Here is a 12808-nt window from a genome sequence, read left to right as displayed (position 1 = left end):
CCTCAGCCAATATAGACAGGAATTGGCATATTCATCTCTTTTTCTAGCTCTTTCAGCTTACGCAGTAGTGATTCGTTCATGGCGTTCCCTGCCGTCAACATCAAGCTACCATTGGGTAAATAGATATCACGCTTGATCACCATACCCGGGCGAACTTCACTCAGGCTGATACACAGCTCCATTCCTTCTTCAATGCGTGTTACTGCACTTACAATTGCAATGAAGGCTTCCACTACGTTGATATCGTAATAAATTCCGGCTTGTTGACGCAGATACTCTTGGGCGCTTTTGGTATGCATACGTCTTGGGTTATTCGATCCGGAAACAAAGAAATCGTAATCTTTAACGACTTTAATAATCCGCGCCCCAATTGGAATTTGATCCCCCTGTAAATGATCCGGCTTACCAGTGCCGTCATACAGTTCATCTTGATGGCGAATAATTTCCATTAAAGGCTCAAAGCGTTTAATTCGACCAACAATTTCTGCCCCTAAAATCGGGTTTACGTTAGGAGTTACGGGGATATCGGAATCCTGATGTACTTTGACCACTTTCCAATCATTGTCAGTTTCGCCAATCAGACCAATCTGGTGCATCAAGCCACACAGATACACATGGCTTGCAATGGTTTCCGGGAGTTTGAGTTTTACTGCCACTGATTTTGCTTGGTTGGCAATTCGTTCAGCATGATCGGCAGGATACCCCGTGCGATGTTGGATGATCGCCGTCACCATTGCCAGAATATCTTTAAAGGTTTTATTGCGTGAGGCGAGTGAGATTTCTAACCGTTTGTTGGAATCTTGCAACTCCAAAGTCCGCTCTTGAACCTTGGCTTCTAGCGCTTGATTAAACTCTTCCAGTTTCTGGTTATTTTCTGCCAATTCCTGATTGACCACTTCGAGTTCTTTATTGCGTTCCGCCAGCTCAATCGTCAGGCGTTCTTTATCGCGACTTAAGCGATAAAACTCTGCCGCTTTCGCCACGATCAATTTCAGGTTTTCATTGTCCCACGGCTTACTGATGTAGGTATGAATACCGCCCGCATTCACCGCCCTGACGGTGGATTGAATATCGGCGTAGCCAGTTAACAACAAGCGAACGGTTTGTGGCTGCATTTCTCGCGCTTTCGCAAGAAAATCAGCGCCGTCCATTTCGGGCATGCGCATATCGGAAATGATGATATGGACTGGATTTTCCTGCAGATGTTGCAAGGCATCCGCCCCGTTATCGAAGGTGACAACGTTGTAATCCATCCGCAATACTCGATTGAGTGCTTTCAGAATGTCGTTTTCATCATCCAGTAGCAAAATGTTTAACTTATCGTCGTGCGTATTATCCATTTGCATAGCGCCCTCCCCTTTGTTTATTGAGATACTTCAGGACTTGTTCTGAGGTAATGGCAGGGCTCACTAAATACCCTTGCACCATGTCGCATCCCATCTCTTTTAAACTTTGATACTGCAGATCGGAATCCACCCACTCCGCAATCACTTGCATTGACAGGGATTTAATACTGGAGATCATCGAATTTAAAATCACTGTACTTGAGTCCGATTTACCCAGACTTTGAATAAAGCGTCCGTCAATCTTCACGACATCAAACGGGATTTCACACAAATATTCATAACCCGCATAACCTGTACCAAAATCGTCTAGTGCACAGCGCATCCCTAATGATTTTAGCTTATAAATCTCATGTTTAGCGGCATCAAAATCTGCAATCAAATCGTGCTCTGTGATTTCAACCGAGAGTCGGTGGAGTGCGTGTTCTGCCTTATGCTCTTGTGCAACTCTCAATAACATCCGGTGAAAGCTGCCATCGGTGAGCATGGCTCCTGGAATATTCACCCCAATCGTCATGCTTTGCAGCGTCGCTTCTTCTGCGGTGAGGAACATCAGGATATCGCGCACCATCACTTCGGTAAGTTCTGGGATCAGATGATACTTTTCCAATATTGGAAAAAAGCGATCGGGCATCTCGTAGAGCCCTTTACCGATAATTCGTCTTGCTAACGCTTCGAAGGCAACAACCTCACCAGAGAGAATATTTTTTTGTGGTTGGTAGAATGCGCAAAAACGGCCTAGCTGAAGATCGTTGTAAATACTCAGTAGCTGTTTGATTTCTTGAGTCTCTGCCGATTGACCAAGCCAGTACAAGGGGAAATTATCCAATAAGGGAATAAGCTCTTGAGGTTGATGATTGAGCTTTTGGAACGCATCAGACCAAGATTCAATATCCGCAATCCACCAACGTGGAACCCCTACTGAATCAACACCAGGTGATGTTGGCAAACGGGCGAATAGCTTAAACAGAGTTTGATACCAAGAGGTAAAACGATGCACGACCCAAAACCAACGCGTGCCATCTTGGTACAGGTTATCGGTATCGGGCAGCTCTTGCGTAAACCGTTCTGCAATGTCGTGCAGTTGTTGTTCATCAAGTGGTGAAGGCCATTCCATGATCAACACTAGATATGGAAGATCAGCCAGCGACTGTAACAACGAAATCTGTTTGTTCAGGGCTTGTACGGTTTTCAACCCAGATACCGCATTGAATTCTTGTTGGCGATCCAGCTCACTGAAGCATTGCAAGATGGTATGCAGAAGATAAGTGCGATCCCACGGTTTCAGTAAAAACTTGTACAGTTCCCCTTCATTGAGCGCACGTGATAATCCATCAAAATCCGCCTGACCGGAGAGGATCAGCGACATAATCTGCGGATAACGTCGATTAATTTCAATCACCAGATCCGCCCCATTCATGCCGGGCATCCGATAATCTGAAATCACCATCTGCACAGGGTGCTGTTGTAAAACTTCCAAAGCTTCTTGCCCGCAGGTTGCGGTGTAGAGGTGGGGAAAATAAGGGCGTAGCTCCCGCTTCAATGCATTCAACACTGCGGGTTCATCATCCACCAACAGGATCTCTCGGTTTACATACATCAGGAGACCCCTTGTGCTTGCCTCGAATGCGGCAAAATGACAAAAACTTTTGTACCAACACCTTCTGCTGAACTGAGCTTAATCTTGCCATGATGCTCTTCAATAATTTCTCTCGCGACAGACAAACCAAGCCCGGCACCATCACCGACTTTTTTGGTGGTAAAGAAAGGCTCAAATACCTTTTCAAGGTGTTCGGCACTGATCCCTTTACCATTATCTTCCACCATTACTTGTACGAGAGGGGTCGTTTCACCCGGCGAACGCACTTCGGTGATTTGAATACGAACCAACCCATCGTTGGCAACAGAGACAGATTGCACCGCATTGATGATCAAATTAATCAACACTTGTTGCAGCTTGTTGTAGCTGCCCCGAATGTAATACGGCCTATCGGGAGCGAAATACTCAAACTGCGCACGGAATTTCAAATCCCCAATGATCAAAGCTAATGCCGAACTCACCACGTCACGCATATCGATTTCCGCTAAATTTTCACGCGTATGCGCATACACGTTGAGGCTAGAAACGATATTTTTAATCCGCGACAGCCCTTCAAGGCTTTCAATCAAAATCGCCTCACTGTCGGCGATGATCTCTTGCAACTGCGGATCATCAATTTTCTGGATCTGAGGATGTTGCTTGAACTGGGCGACATATTCATTCAAGAAACTGAAATTACTCATCACAAACCCAAGTGGGTTATTAATTTCATGCGCCACACCCGCGGCTAATTTCCCCAAAGAAGCCAGCTTTTCCTCTTGCTGAACCTGATGTTTGTCCATCACCGTTTTGTGGAACTGCAACATGGAGTGCAGCGCGCTCTTCGTAACATCAAACAGCGCGTAAAGCTCATCTCGTTGCTGGTGACTAAACCCGTTTAGTCTAGGTTGCATGATGAGCAGCTGATAATGACTATCGCCCGTTTCAAACTTCACAACTAACGCGCTACGGCAATCCGGAAAATAGCCAGCATAATCCGCCAACCATACCGGATCTTCCTGAACCTCAGGCATGCAGTGCCACTCTTCTTCACTCAATCCAGTGAGCGGAAGTGAGTCACTATTTTCGGGCATCACGGCATGGGTTTGAATAATCAGCCAGCAGTCGTCGACTTGGCGCTCCAATAAAGCAATTTGGCAATCGGGCACTAAATCGCTGACTGTGGTCATCAAACTCTCGAATTTCCGTTTTAGTTTGACGTTTGAAAACAGAACTTTGAGGAAGGCTAACAGTGCAAAAGGAATATGGCTGCCATTCCCCCGCATCGCCCTGTTTACACATGAAGTCTGCTGTTTTTCAACCATACTTCACCTCATTCACACGTCATCGGAATCGGTGTTTTCCACCGTTTCCGCACTCGGATTAATGGGAAGACGAATCACAAATTCGCTGCCCTTTCCCACTTCACTGCTCACACTGATCGTGCCATGGTGCTTATTGATGATGCCGTAGGATACGGATAACCCTAACCCAGTTCCTGAGCCCACAGGTTTGGTCGTAAAGAAAGGTTCGAAGATACGTTCCCGGATCTCTTCAGGAATCCCACAGCCTGTATCTTGAATTCGAATCTCCACAAAATCGGCATCAGCAGATTGCAAGGTGATGGTAATCGTCCCTTCCCCATTAATCGCATGACTGGCATTGACCAGAATATTGAGCAACACCTGATTGATCTGCATTGGCTGGCAGAACACCTCAGGCACACTCGGCGCATAATGTTTTTCTACGTCAATGTTGTACTTAATTTCGTTATTAATAATTTTTAGTGTGGATTCGATGCAGTTCTCTAAGTTGGTATAACTCCACTCTGAGCGGTCAATGTGCGAGAACTCTTTGAGATTTTTAACAATTGACATCACTCGAGACGAACCCTCTAAAGACTCTTTGATCAATTCCGCCGTATCTTCCAAGATGAAATCCACTTGTCCTTGCTTGAGAATCTTTTGACAAGTTTCAATCAGCGCGGCGTCTTTGCTCTGCTCGATAGTCTGAGTAATGTTCTTTAGCACTTTCTCTAAGCTATTGAAGTAATCATTTAGGGTTTGCAAATTGGAAGTGATGAAACCAACCGGGTTGTTGATTTCATGTGCGATTCCCGCTGAGAGCTGACCAATGGAAGCCATTTTTTCCGATTGAATTAATTGACCCTGTGCATCTTCGAGTTTTTTGATCAGTACTTTTTGTGATTGGTGTTCTTCTTCCAGCTTTTGAGAAACGCGCCTGAGTTCGAGTTGCTGACTGGCTTGAATCGTCACATCGTAAACACATAAGCAGACATGATCGATTGAGCCATCTTCACTGTGGATCGGGATCACTTCGAGATCCTGATACATCTTTTCCTCTTCACCCGAAACAGGGCGAGAGCTTTTAAAAGGCAACAGATGCGGTTTTTGCTCCCAACTGCTGAAGCTTGAGGATTCAATCACCAATGCCGTATCAATTTTGCGTTTTAAATAGTCAGCCGATTCGGGAAACAAATGAAGAATATTTTGCCCCTGCATGGTTTCCCCATCAAAAATGACTCGTGATTCAAAATATTCATTCACTTTGACGATCACGTAATCATCACGCACGATACACAGCGCGAAAGAGAGTTGATCCAGTAGCTCAGAGAGCAACAAACGACTCTTCGCCATACCCACATCCTTACATCAACAGTTCATCGAGATGCGCAAAAACCTTATCCAGCTCGTTATCAGCAAAACAGATGATGGTTTTTGCCGAAAAGGACGCTTTTTCAACCAGAAAATTGATTTCCATAATGAGTGACAATCGCCACTGCAAAATCGGCAGAGGTTGATGAGTCGGGTCAAAAAGCACAGGAGGTTGAATTTTTGTTTTCAGTTCAATCTGCTGGCAAAGACCTTTCAGGCTGGCACCAGACAGAATATTGGAAATATCCAAAATGCTTTCTTCAATGCTCACAACCCCATTGTCCATGCCTTTCGAATGGTTCAGATCATTGACCACTTGCTCACAACCAAGGCGACTCATTAAGGTAATTAATTCCCCATCCATCCCACCGTAGAATGATTGCCTTGTGTGGTAGTAATCCGTGGCGTAGGACTGCAGCGCCTGCATATCTTCTTCCGTTGCCACACGAATATTCGGCACTGAAATAGTGACGTGCAGATTGAGCAAAGTCGCCAGCTTACTGGCCGCTCTGCCCATAGAGATGTTCATGAATTCCTGCAATGCGTCTTTATGGTCTGCGGAAAGTACGATGTTCATAGCAGTCCTGCCTCGTGAAGTGTCTGTTCCAGTTGTGCCGGATCAAGCGGCTTTTGCAAAAAATTCACCGCGCCCAACTCACGAACACGCTGTTGAACCAGCGGTTGAATATCCGCACTAATCACAATAACCAAGCATTTCGCATCAATCTGATGGAAGTATTCCAGCACCTGCATACCATCCATTTCTGGCATGGTGAGATCCAAAAACATCACATCGGCAAGGCCGTTTTTGTAATTCTCTACCGCTTCTTTCCCATTTTGAGCTTCGGTAATTTCCACATCCCATCCCGGTGGAATCGCCCTAATCACCGACTTTCGCGACATTTTTGAATCATCTGCAACCGTTAGCCGAATCGCCATAAACTCACCCCCATAAAATTCAGTAATTCACTGACTAATCAGGGAAAAACTGCTCTTCCATCGCCTTGAGCGCACCATGTATTGGTTCTGGTGTCTTTTGCATAAGCTGTCGGTAGTCATTGATGTTCCGACAATTTTCAATCTGATTTGCCAAGCTTGAAAGGCTGCCCAGCAGCTCTAAATGTTCGCCGCTAAACGTAGTCAATCTTTGGTTGAGAATGATATCCCCTATATCAATATCGTAGCCCCACATAATCAGTATGTATGCCGATATCACGTCACAGTCGGCGTACCCCGGCTGTAAAAGGTAATAGTCTGCGAACTCTTTTTTACTGGCACCATCTTCTAACAAAAGGATTTTCCCAATCGAAGTCAGCAGGTTAGCCACAAATATTCGGTCTTGATCCTGTCGTGAATAGCCCAGAGCTTTAACCAAGGCTCTGGCGATGGAGCTGGATTTAAAAGCACAGTCCGCAACCCATTGATGGTCTTCGGCTGAATTCACATTACTGGGATGGATCGCAAGCAGAGAAATAGCGATCGACTCAATCAACACTGCCCCTAACCGCGCGACAGCTTCATGGAGCGAGTCGGTATTACGGCGAAAACCAAAGTACGACGAGTTAGCGATTTGAATAATCTTCGCTACCAACACAGGCTCATGCACTATGGTTTCGGCGATGGCTTCCATACTGCAATTTGGCGAAGCGATTACTTGTTGCAGCTTACGAACGGAATTAGGCAGGATTGGAATTTCTTCTAACGCGCCGAGCCGTTTGCGGCACTCAAAATTGAACGGCATTTGATAAAGCCGCTCCATACAGAGGAAAAGGTGCTCAAAATCTTCGTGAGTAAAGGGTTTAGGTAAGACAAATTGCGCATAACTGTGCGCTTTGCGCGGCAGTTCTTGAGTGGTGTCCCCGGTGAGTAACACCCGGAGGGTTTGTGGGCTGCGTGTTCGTACTTCCGTCAGCAGCGCTTCACCATTTTTGCCCGGCATCAAGAGGTCTGAAATCACCACACTGGGCGCATCATCCTCATTAATCTTCCACTGCATCGCATCTTCAACTAAAACGATCTCCCAACTCGGTCGCATTCGTCTAATCATGCGGCCTAATGCCTTGAGCATAAAATCGTCGTCATCAACACAGACGACTTTCATTAGTTGTGCAGTCATCGACTACTCGCTTCTCGCTGTTCTATGTAGATGGCTATTTGTTCGAGCACATCACGACTCAATTGGCATAACTGAGCAATTTGCACCACATAATCCGCGTGCCATTGCGCATCCGCCGCCGTTTTCATTTCTAGTTGGAAACAGAGTTCAGACAAAGCTTCACTGCCAATAAATCGTGAGGAGGACTTCATGCTGTGCGCCAAACGATGCAGCTCACTCACCGATTGTGTTGTGGCAGTTTCCTGCAATTTGGGTAACTGAGAATGCATGTTTTCTTGATAACTGATGAGCATAGGTTCCACGAGATCGTTTCCCACCATTTTGGCAATAGTGGTGATATTAAATGCGGCGTTCTGCTCCATGTCTTTTCTCATTCCAATGCTAGGGTTGTGATATAAACCAATACCTTAACCACAGTGTAGTTCAATATTGAACTCGTGAACGGCATTGACGCACAGTTTTAGTTTTAAAGTTAACGATAAATCCAATATGAGAGGCCTATTTTGATGAGCACAATCTTGAGTAGGGATCTGCGTCAAGGTTTGTTAGAATGCCGCCCTTCAAAACACCGTAAGCCATTTCGTTGACTTATGGATGATGCGATTGAGTTATGCCGAACCACGGAGATTTTTTGTTGAAAACCCAACAACTTTCAGCGATGACGCCAGCAGATATTGAATGCGCGGCCCAATTACTTAAGCAAGGACAACTGGTTGCGATACCGACGGAGACGGTTTACGGCCTTGCCGCCGATGCCAGCCAGCCTGAAGCCGTTAAGCAAATTTTTAGCGCAAAGGGACGCCCTGCCAATCATCCGTTGATCGTCCATTTTGGCTCGGCAGAACAGATCGCAGAATGGGCAACCGATGTTGTACCAGAAGCATACCAACTAGCGGAGGCGTTCTGGCCAGGACCACTCACCATGCTGCTGCCAAAAGCTGAACATGTGTCGCCGGTAGTGACTGGTGGTTTAGAAACGGTTGGGTTGCGTGTTCCGGCACATCCTGTGTTGTTAGAGATTTTAAAAGCGCATCACCTTGCGGTGGCAGCTCCTTCAGCAAACCCTTATAAAAAGCTCAGCCCAACCTCTGCTCAGCAAGTATTAGATGGCCTTAATGGCAAACTGGCTGCGGTACTGGATGGCGGTGAATGTCAGCATGGTTTGGAATCCACAATTGTCGATTTAACCAGTAAGCCATTTCGCGTACTCCGTGCTGGCCCCATCACAGCCAGTGAGCTCAGTGCCGTGTTAGGCCAAGAAGTGTTGCAGCCGCAGGTTCATCAAGTGGCAGTTCCGGGTAACGTAGACAGCCACTATCAACCGAAAACGCGCCTGCGTGTGATTGATCATGTAGAGAATGAACTTGCCACCCAAGCCAGCGATGTAAAAATTGCTCTGCTGCATCTTTCTGAACAGCAAGCCAGCGAACAGCGTTTACTCAAGCCAATGCCGCAGGATGCCAAAGCCTACGGGCAAGCCTTATATCGTTCATTAGCGGAAGTGGACAAATGGGGCGTGGATGAAATTTGGTTAGAGCGCCCACCACAAGGTGAAGCTTGGCTGGCCGTGCATGATCGTCTGCGCCGCGCAGCAAGCTAAACTTACATACCCTCAATTTTTGTGAGCAAACGCAGCAAACTGAACAAGCGAATGCAAAGGTTGACGAAGACAAGCTTGGTTTTATTGATGAGCATCCCCATTGATGTTCACAAAGCTGGTGAAAAAAACGTGCTTTTCAATCGTACTTTCAATAAAGATTGATGCACCGCATTGCGCCAAGTTGGCAGCCAGATTAATTAATAGCTTCTGTTTTGAAGCGCCACCGATAGGATTTGTAAGATGTCTGATGTTTCTACCACCGTTGAATTTGCCACCCAAACCGTACAACCTGTGGTTGAGTCAAGCGGCTCTATTTGGGGTTATGTGGTCGGCGGGATCGTGCTAGTCGTTGCTGCGGGTTACTTTGGTTTTAGAAAAATCAACAAACCTGCGTTTATGATTAAACAACTGCGTAAACGCAACCAAAAAGAGATGAAAAAGCACGGCGTTGAAAGCGCAGAAGCCATGGGTGATTTAGACCTATTGCTTGATGCCGTTGAAGCGTATGCCACTGAGAAAAAAATGAAAGGCACCGAAATGGTGAAACTGCTTGCGCCACTCAACGACGCAAACAAGATCAAATCGGCCAGCGATTTCTACCATGCGATGTCGTTCATCGCGAAAAGCATTGATAACCAAGTTCTGGCTAAAAATCTGATCAACAAGTCTAAGCAAGTGAAATCGAGCTCAGCCCTGATGGCGGGTCTGCTGAAGCGCGCGGGTATCTAATCTCAACGATTGATGTAAAAAGAGCCACCTTAGGTGGCTCTTTTTGTTTTCATGCTTTGCTGATGCCGCTTTACGGTTTGTCAGTGAGCGTTTGCCGATACTGATAAGGGGTCAGCCAATATTGCTGCTTAAAGCGCGCAGAAAAACGAGTCAAAGATTGGTACCCACACGCCACCGCAACATCCATTAATGGACGTAATTCTTGCAGTAGTGCCAGCGCATAGTTCATCCGTACTTCACTCAATACATCACGAAAACCAGTGCCCTCCGCCGCCAAATAACGAGCTAATGTCGCTCGGCTCATCGCAAAATGCGTCGCCACCGTTTCAATACTGTGCTCATCACCGGGATTAACACTTAAGTAGCGCGCAAGGCGTTCACGCATCAAGGCATTTTCACTTGGAAAAAGCAGATGCAGCACTTTCGCATCACGCAGTTGAGCATAAAAGCCCAACACAAACTGCCGCTGCGTCTCTTCGCCCAGCGATTTTTGGTTCATCTCATAAAGAAGCTCAAAACAGTAGGCCAACGCGGCAGTCACTTTCACTCTGGGTTCTTGATTAACCTCAGATTGGCTTGATTGTGCAATCCATTCCGCCGGTGGCGCTTCATGCAAGGTCAAGGTTCGTGAATAAAATTGTGCCTGCTGTGGCACGTTAACAAACGTGAGGTACTGATTGGCTGGCAACATCAGCCAATCAGTCGCGTGAAAGTTGAGCGTAGTGTCATGCCACCAGAGTTGTTTATGCCCATGGGTTACCCAAATAATGGTGGGAGCATAGATCAACACATTATGCAGTGGTTGTTTGCGCAGACCTTTAAACTGCCCAGTCTGGACGATCACCTTGCTCATTCATCTTCCTTATTATTCGCTAACGTAAGTCGCCGTTAATGTGGCCTGACCGAGCGCATTAGCACGCAGCATAAAGCCGACCAATGCATTCGAAGCGTCTTGTGGGATATCCATCTTCTCGAAAGGCAGAGCCCATACGGTAAATTGATAACGGTGCATACCGTGACCTTGTGGAGGACATGCGCCACCAAAACCACTAAATCCGTAATCGTTGTTCAGCTCACGAACACCTTTAAGTTGTTTTGCTGCACCCCGCGCCACGGAGTGTTGATCAGCGGCGATATCCAGTGCCACCCAATGCCACCAGCCGCTACCAGTCGGTGCATCAGGATCATAGGCAGTAATCGCAAAACTCTTTGTACCTTTCGGTGCATGGTCCCAGCTCAGTTGTGGCGACAAATTATCACCGCTACAACCAAAACCATTAAAGGCAAAATGGTTCGCCATACGTGAGCCTTCTTGGATATCTTGGCTAGTAACGGTCATCACTTGGCTGCTGAGTGCTGGAAGACTTACCGCTGCCGTTGCGAGTACAGGTAAAATGTGACGTGCTTTCATTGAGATTATCCTCTTTCAGTTGATGTGAGTAATTTACCTTTTCCAACTCAGCCTCAACTCACAAAAACACTCAATTTAAGTTTAAAAGTAACTTATTTTGAGTTTTTTGGTTATCCACTTTCGAATAAGTGACACAACAAACATCATTGCTAGCAAACTTGGCCACAGGTTTAACCAGTTGTTTCGAATGATGAAGTCACTTGTCGGTCTGTAATTCGCACGCCACTATCTCGGTCTGATAAAACAACAGGTGGTAGCAGGTGCTCATCCCTATCAGCTTAGCTGACGTTTTGTCGCGATACTCAGTTACTTATGTAAACCGTAACCTGCGCCAATTCAGATGGGAGTGAGCCCCAAAAAATCATCTGCCACTCAATTCTATCTAGGTATATAAAAACCTCCCTTTCTACTTGACACCAGGTTAAGCAGGAAGGAAATATAAATAGGATATTAATATGTTACTTTCTGCTTCCGCGTTGCTTTGGCTGCCCTTTGCTCTTGCTGTCATTACTGGATTTACTCGTTATCGTCACATCACTTGGGGATTGCTGATCCTCACTCTTCTCAGTGCTTTCTGGGCAGGTCATTTGTCATTGTTCGGTGGTGTAAGCGCTGGTCTTGGTTTTATTCTGGCTTATTTTGCTGCTAACGGGAAATCGCACTGGCACACCGCCGCTTGGGTTGTCTTACTGCTCTGGTGTTTGGCTCTCTTCCTTCATTGGCTTCCCGGCTTCTCTAACTTACAGGTGTTAGATAAAGTCATCGCAAGCCCACACAGCACACCCTTTAGCCTTTACCTGAATCTGGATAAGCCATTAGTCTTTTTCGCACTTTTGCTGGCTTATCCTGCGTTACTCGGTAACCAACAGTCGCCTAAATGGGGAGCAACACTCGTCACTCTGATCCCACTGTTTGCTCTATTGCCTATCGCAGTTTGGCTAGGTGCTTTAGCGTTTGAATGGTCACTACCTGAATGGTGGTGGATTTTTGCCATCAATAACTTGCTGTTTACCTGCGTGGCGGAAGAAGCTCTATTCCGTGGTTTGATTCAGCAACAAGCCCAAAAAAAATTCGGCACAGTTGCCGGACTTTTGATCGCCAGCGCCTTGTTTGGCATGGCACATTTTGCTGGTGGTTCATTGTTGATGATCTTCGCCGCTCTAGCAGGGCTTGGCTATGGTTTGGTGTTCCATTTCACTGGCCGTCTTTGGGCTAGCGTGGCTGTGCATTTCTTATTCAACTTTGCCCATTTGCTGTTTTTTACTTATCCCGCTTTAGCGCGTTAAGCGGCTCTAAACTCAGTATCTAAAAACAAAGCCCAGCATTGGCTGGGCTTTCACATCATTTGGTGCACT

13 protein-coding genes are annotated in these 12808 nt (G+C 46.3%); 3 read left to right on the top strand and 10 right to left on the bottom strand.

Annotated features, from left to right (window positions below):
• Positions 1-2: 2 nt before the first annotated feature.
• From nosR to D908_RS00465, 8 genes are read right to left on the bottom strand one after another with little or no spacing between them, the layout of a single operon-like run.
• Positions 3-1346 carry a response regulator c-di-GMP phosphodiesterase, NosR family gene (gene nosR / locus D908_RS00430; protein ID WP_005527855.1) on the bottom strand — a complete coding sequence of 448 codons (1344 nt, stop codon included), beginning with the start codon at positions 1344-1346 and terminating at the stop codon, positions 3-5.
• Positions 1333-2943, bottom strand: a complete 1611-nt coding sequence (locus D908_RS00435; protein ID WP_005527853.1) for an EAL domain-containing response regulator — start codon at positions 2941-2943, stop codon at positions 1333-1335. The genes nosR and D908_RS00435 overlap by 14 nt, the downstream gene beginning before the upstream one ends.
• Positions 2943-4247, bottom strand: a complete 1305-nt coding sequence (locus D908_RS00440) for a sensor histidine kinase (protein WP_005527851.1) — start codon at positions 4245-4247, stop codon at positions 2943-2945. The genes D908_RS00435 and D908_RS00440 overlap by 1 nt, the downstream gene beginning before the upstream one ends.
• A gap of 12 nt (positions 4248-4259) precedes the next feature.
• Entirely contained in the window at positions 4260-5579 is a 1320-nt protein-coding gene (locus D908_RS00445) for a sensor histidine kinase (RefSeq protein WP_005527849.1), read from the bottom strand.
• Positions 5580-5589: 10 nt separating this feature from the next.
• Positions 5590-6174: a chemotaxis protein CheC gene (locus D908_RS00450; protein ID WP_005527846.1), complete on the bottom strand. Its 585-nt coding sequence runs from the start codon at positions 6172-6174 to the stop codon at positions 5590-5592.
• Positions 6171-6536, bottom strand: coding sequence for a response regulator (locus D908_RS00455; RefSeq protein ID WP_001007802.1), 366 nt, complete (start codon positions 6534-6536; stop codon positions 6171-6173). Before D908_RS00455 ends, D908_RS00450 begins: the two co-directional genes overlap by 4 nt.
• Before the next feature lie 34 nt (positions 6537-6570).
• Positions 6571-7713: an HDOD domain-containing protein gene (locus D908_RS00460; protein WP_005527844.1), complete on the bottom strand. Its 1143-nt coding sequence runs from the start codon at positions 7711-7713 to the stop codon at positions 6571-6573.
• Positions 7710-8075 (bottom strand): Hpt domain-containing protein, encoded by a 366-nt coding sequence (locus D908_RS00465; RefSeq protein WP_005527842.1) that lies wholly within the window; start codon positions 8073-8075, stop codon positions 7710-7712. Before D908_RS00465 ends, D908_RS00460 begins: the two co-directional genes overlap by 4 nt.
• Positions 8076-8323: 248 nt before the next feature.
• On the opposite strand from D908_RS00465, the gene D908_RS00470 reads away from it, so the two are divergent.
• Both D908_RS00470 and D908_RS00480 read left to right on the top strand, forming a co-directional pair.
• The gene (locus tag D908_RS00470; RefSeq protein ID WP_005527840.1) at positions 8324-9313 is read left to right on the top strand and encodes an L-threonylcarbamoyladenylate synthase; all 990 of its coding nucleotides are present in this window, start codon (positions 8324-8326) and stop codon (positions 9311-9313) included.
• 240 nt (positions 9314-9553) lie between these two features.
• Positions 9554-10042, top strand: a complete 489-nt coding sequence (locus D908_RS00480) for a hypothetical protein (protein ID WP_001286341.1) — start codon at positions 9554-9556, stop codon at positions 10040-10042.
• A gap of 70 nt (positions 10043-10112) precedes the next feature.
• Here the strand turns inward: D908_RS00480 and D908_RS00485 are convergent, their stop codons facing one another.
• Both D908_RS00485 and D908_RS00490 read right to left on the bottom strand, forming a co-directional pair.
• On the bottom strand, positions 10113-10895 hold the full coding sequence (locus D908_RS00485; protein WP_005527836.1) for a helix-turn-helix transcriptional regulator: 783 nt from the start codon (positions 10893-10895) through the stop codon (positions 10113-10115).
• Positions 10896-10907: 12 nt separating this feature from the next.
• Positions 10908-11453: a YbhB/YbcL family Raf kinase inhibitor-like protein gene (locus D908_RS00490; RefSeq protein WP_005527835.1), complete on the bottom strand. Its 546-nt coding sequence runs from the start codon at positions 11451-11453 to the stop codon at positions 10908-10910.
• A gap of 455 nt (positions 11454-11908) precedes the next feature.
• On the opposite strand from D908_RS00490, the gene D908_RS00495 reads away from it, so the two are divergent.
• Positions 11909-12739 carry a CPBP family intramembrane glutamic endopeptidase gene (locus D908_RS00495; RefSeq protein WP_005527833.1) on the top strand — a complete coding sequence of 277 codons (831 nt, stop codon included), beginning with the start codon at positions 11909-11911 and terminating at the stop codon, positions 12737-12739.
• Positions 12740-12808 lie beyond the last annotated feature (69 nt).

Source organism: Vibrio mimicus CAIM 602 (assembly GCF_000338875.1).
In the GTDB taxonomy this organism is placed as follows: domain Bacteria; phylum Pseudomonadota; class Gammaproteobacteria; order Enterobacterales; family Vibrionaceae; genus Vibrio; species Vibrio mimicus.
This window is presented reverse-complemented; position numbering and strand designations above follow the sequence as displayed.

What these genes read in the sequence shown, in the direction of transcription:
- D908_RS00435 (WP_005527853.1), bottom strand. Translation starts at nt 2,943, where the DNA reads ATGTATGTAAACCGAGAGATCCTGTTGGTGGATGATGAACCCGCAGTG.
- D908_RS00490 (WP_005527835.1), bottom strand. Translation starts at nt 11,453, where the DNA reads ATGAAAGCACGTCACATTTTACCTGTACTCGCAACGGCAGCGGTAAGT.
- D908_RS00470 (WP_005527840.1), top strand. Translation starts at nt 8,324, where the DNA reads ATGCCGAACCACGGAGATTTTTTGTTGAAAACCCAACAACTTTCAGCG.
- D908_RS00480 (WP_001286341.1), top strand. Translation starts at nt 9,554, where the DNA reads ATGTCTGATGTTTCTACCACCGTTGAATTTGCCACCCAAACCGTACAA.
- D908_RS00440 (WP_005527851.1), bottom strand. Translation starts at nt 4,247, where the DNA reads ATGGTTGAAAAACAGCAGACTTCATGTGTAAACAGGGCGATGCGGGGG.
- D908_RS00465 (WP_005527842.1), bottom strand. Translation starts at nt 8,075, where the DNA reads ATGGAGCAGAACGCCGCATTTAATATCACCACTATTGCCAAAATGGTG.
- D908_RS00485 (WP_005527836.1), bottom strand. Translation starts at nt 10,895, where the DNA reads ATGAGCAAGGTGATCGTCCAGACTGGGCAGTTTAAAGGTCTGCGCAAA.
- D908_RS00495 (WP_005527833.1), top strand. Translation starts at nt 11,909, where the DNA reads ATGTTACTTTCTGCTTCCGCGTTGCTTTGGCTGCCCTTTGCTCTTGCT.
- D908_RS00455 (WP_001007802.1), bottom strand. Translation starts at nt 6,536, where the DNA reads ATGGCGATTCGGCTAACGGTTGCAGATGATTCAAAAATGTCGCGAAAG.
- nosR (WP_005527855.1), bottom strand. Translation starts at nt 1,346, where the DNA reads ATGCAAATGGATAATACGCACGACGATAAGTTAAACATTTTGCTACTG.
- D908_RS00460 (WP_005527844.1), bottom strand. Translation starts at nt 7,713, where the DNA reads ATGACTGCACAACTAATGAAAGTCGTCTGTGTTGATGACGACGATTTT.
- D908_RS00445 (WP_005527849.1), bottom strand. Translation starts at nt 5,579, where the DNA reads ATGGCGAAGAGTCGTTTGTTGCTCTCTGAGCTACTGGATCAACTCTCT.
- D908_RS00450 (WP_005527846.1), bottom strand. Translation starts at nt 6,174, where the DNA reads ATGAACATCGTACTTTCCGCAGACCATAAAGACGCATTGCAGGAATTC.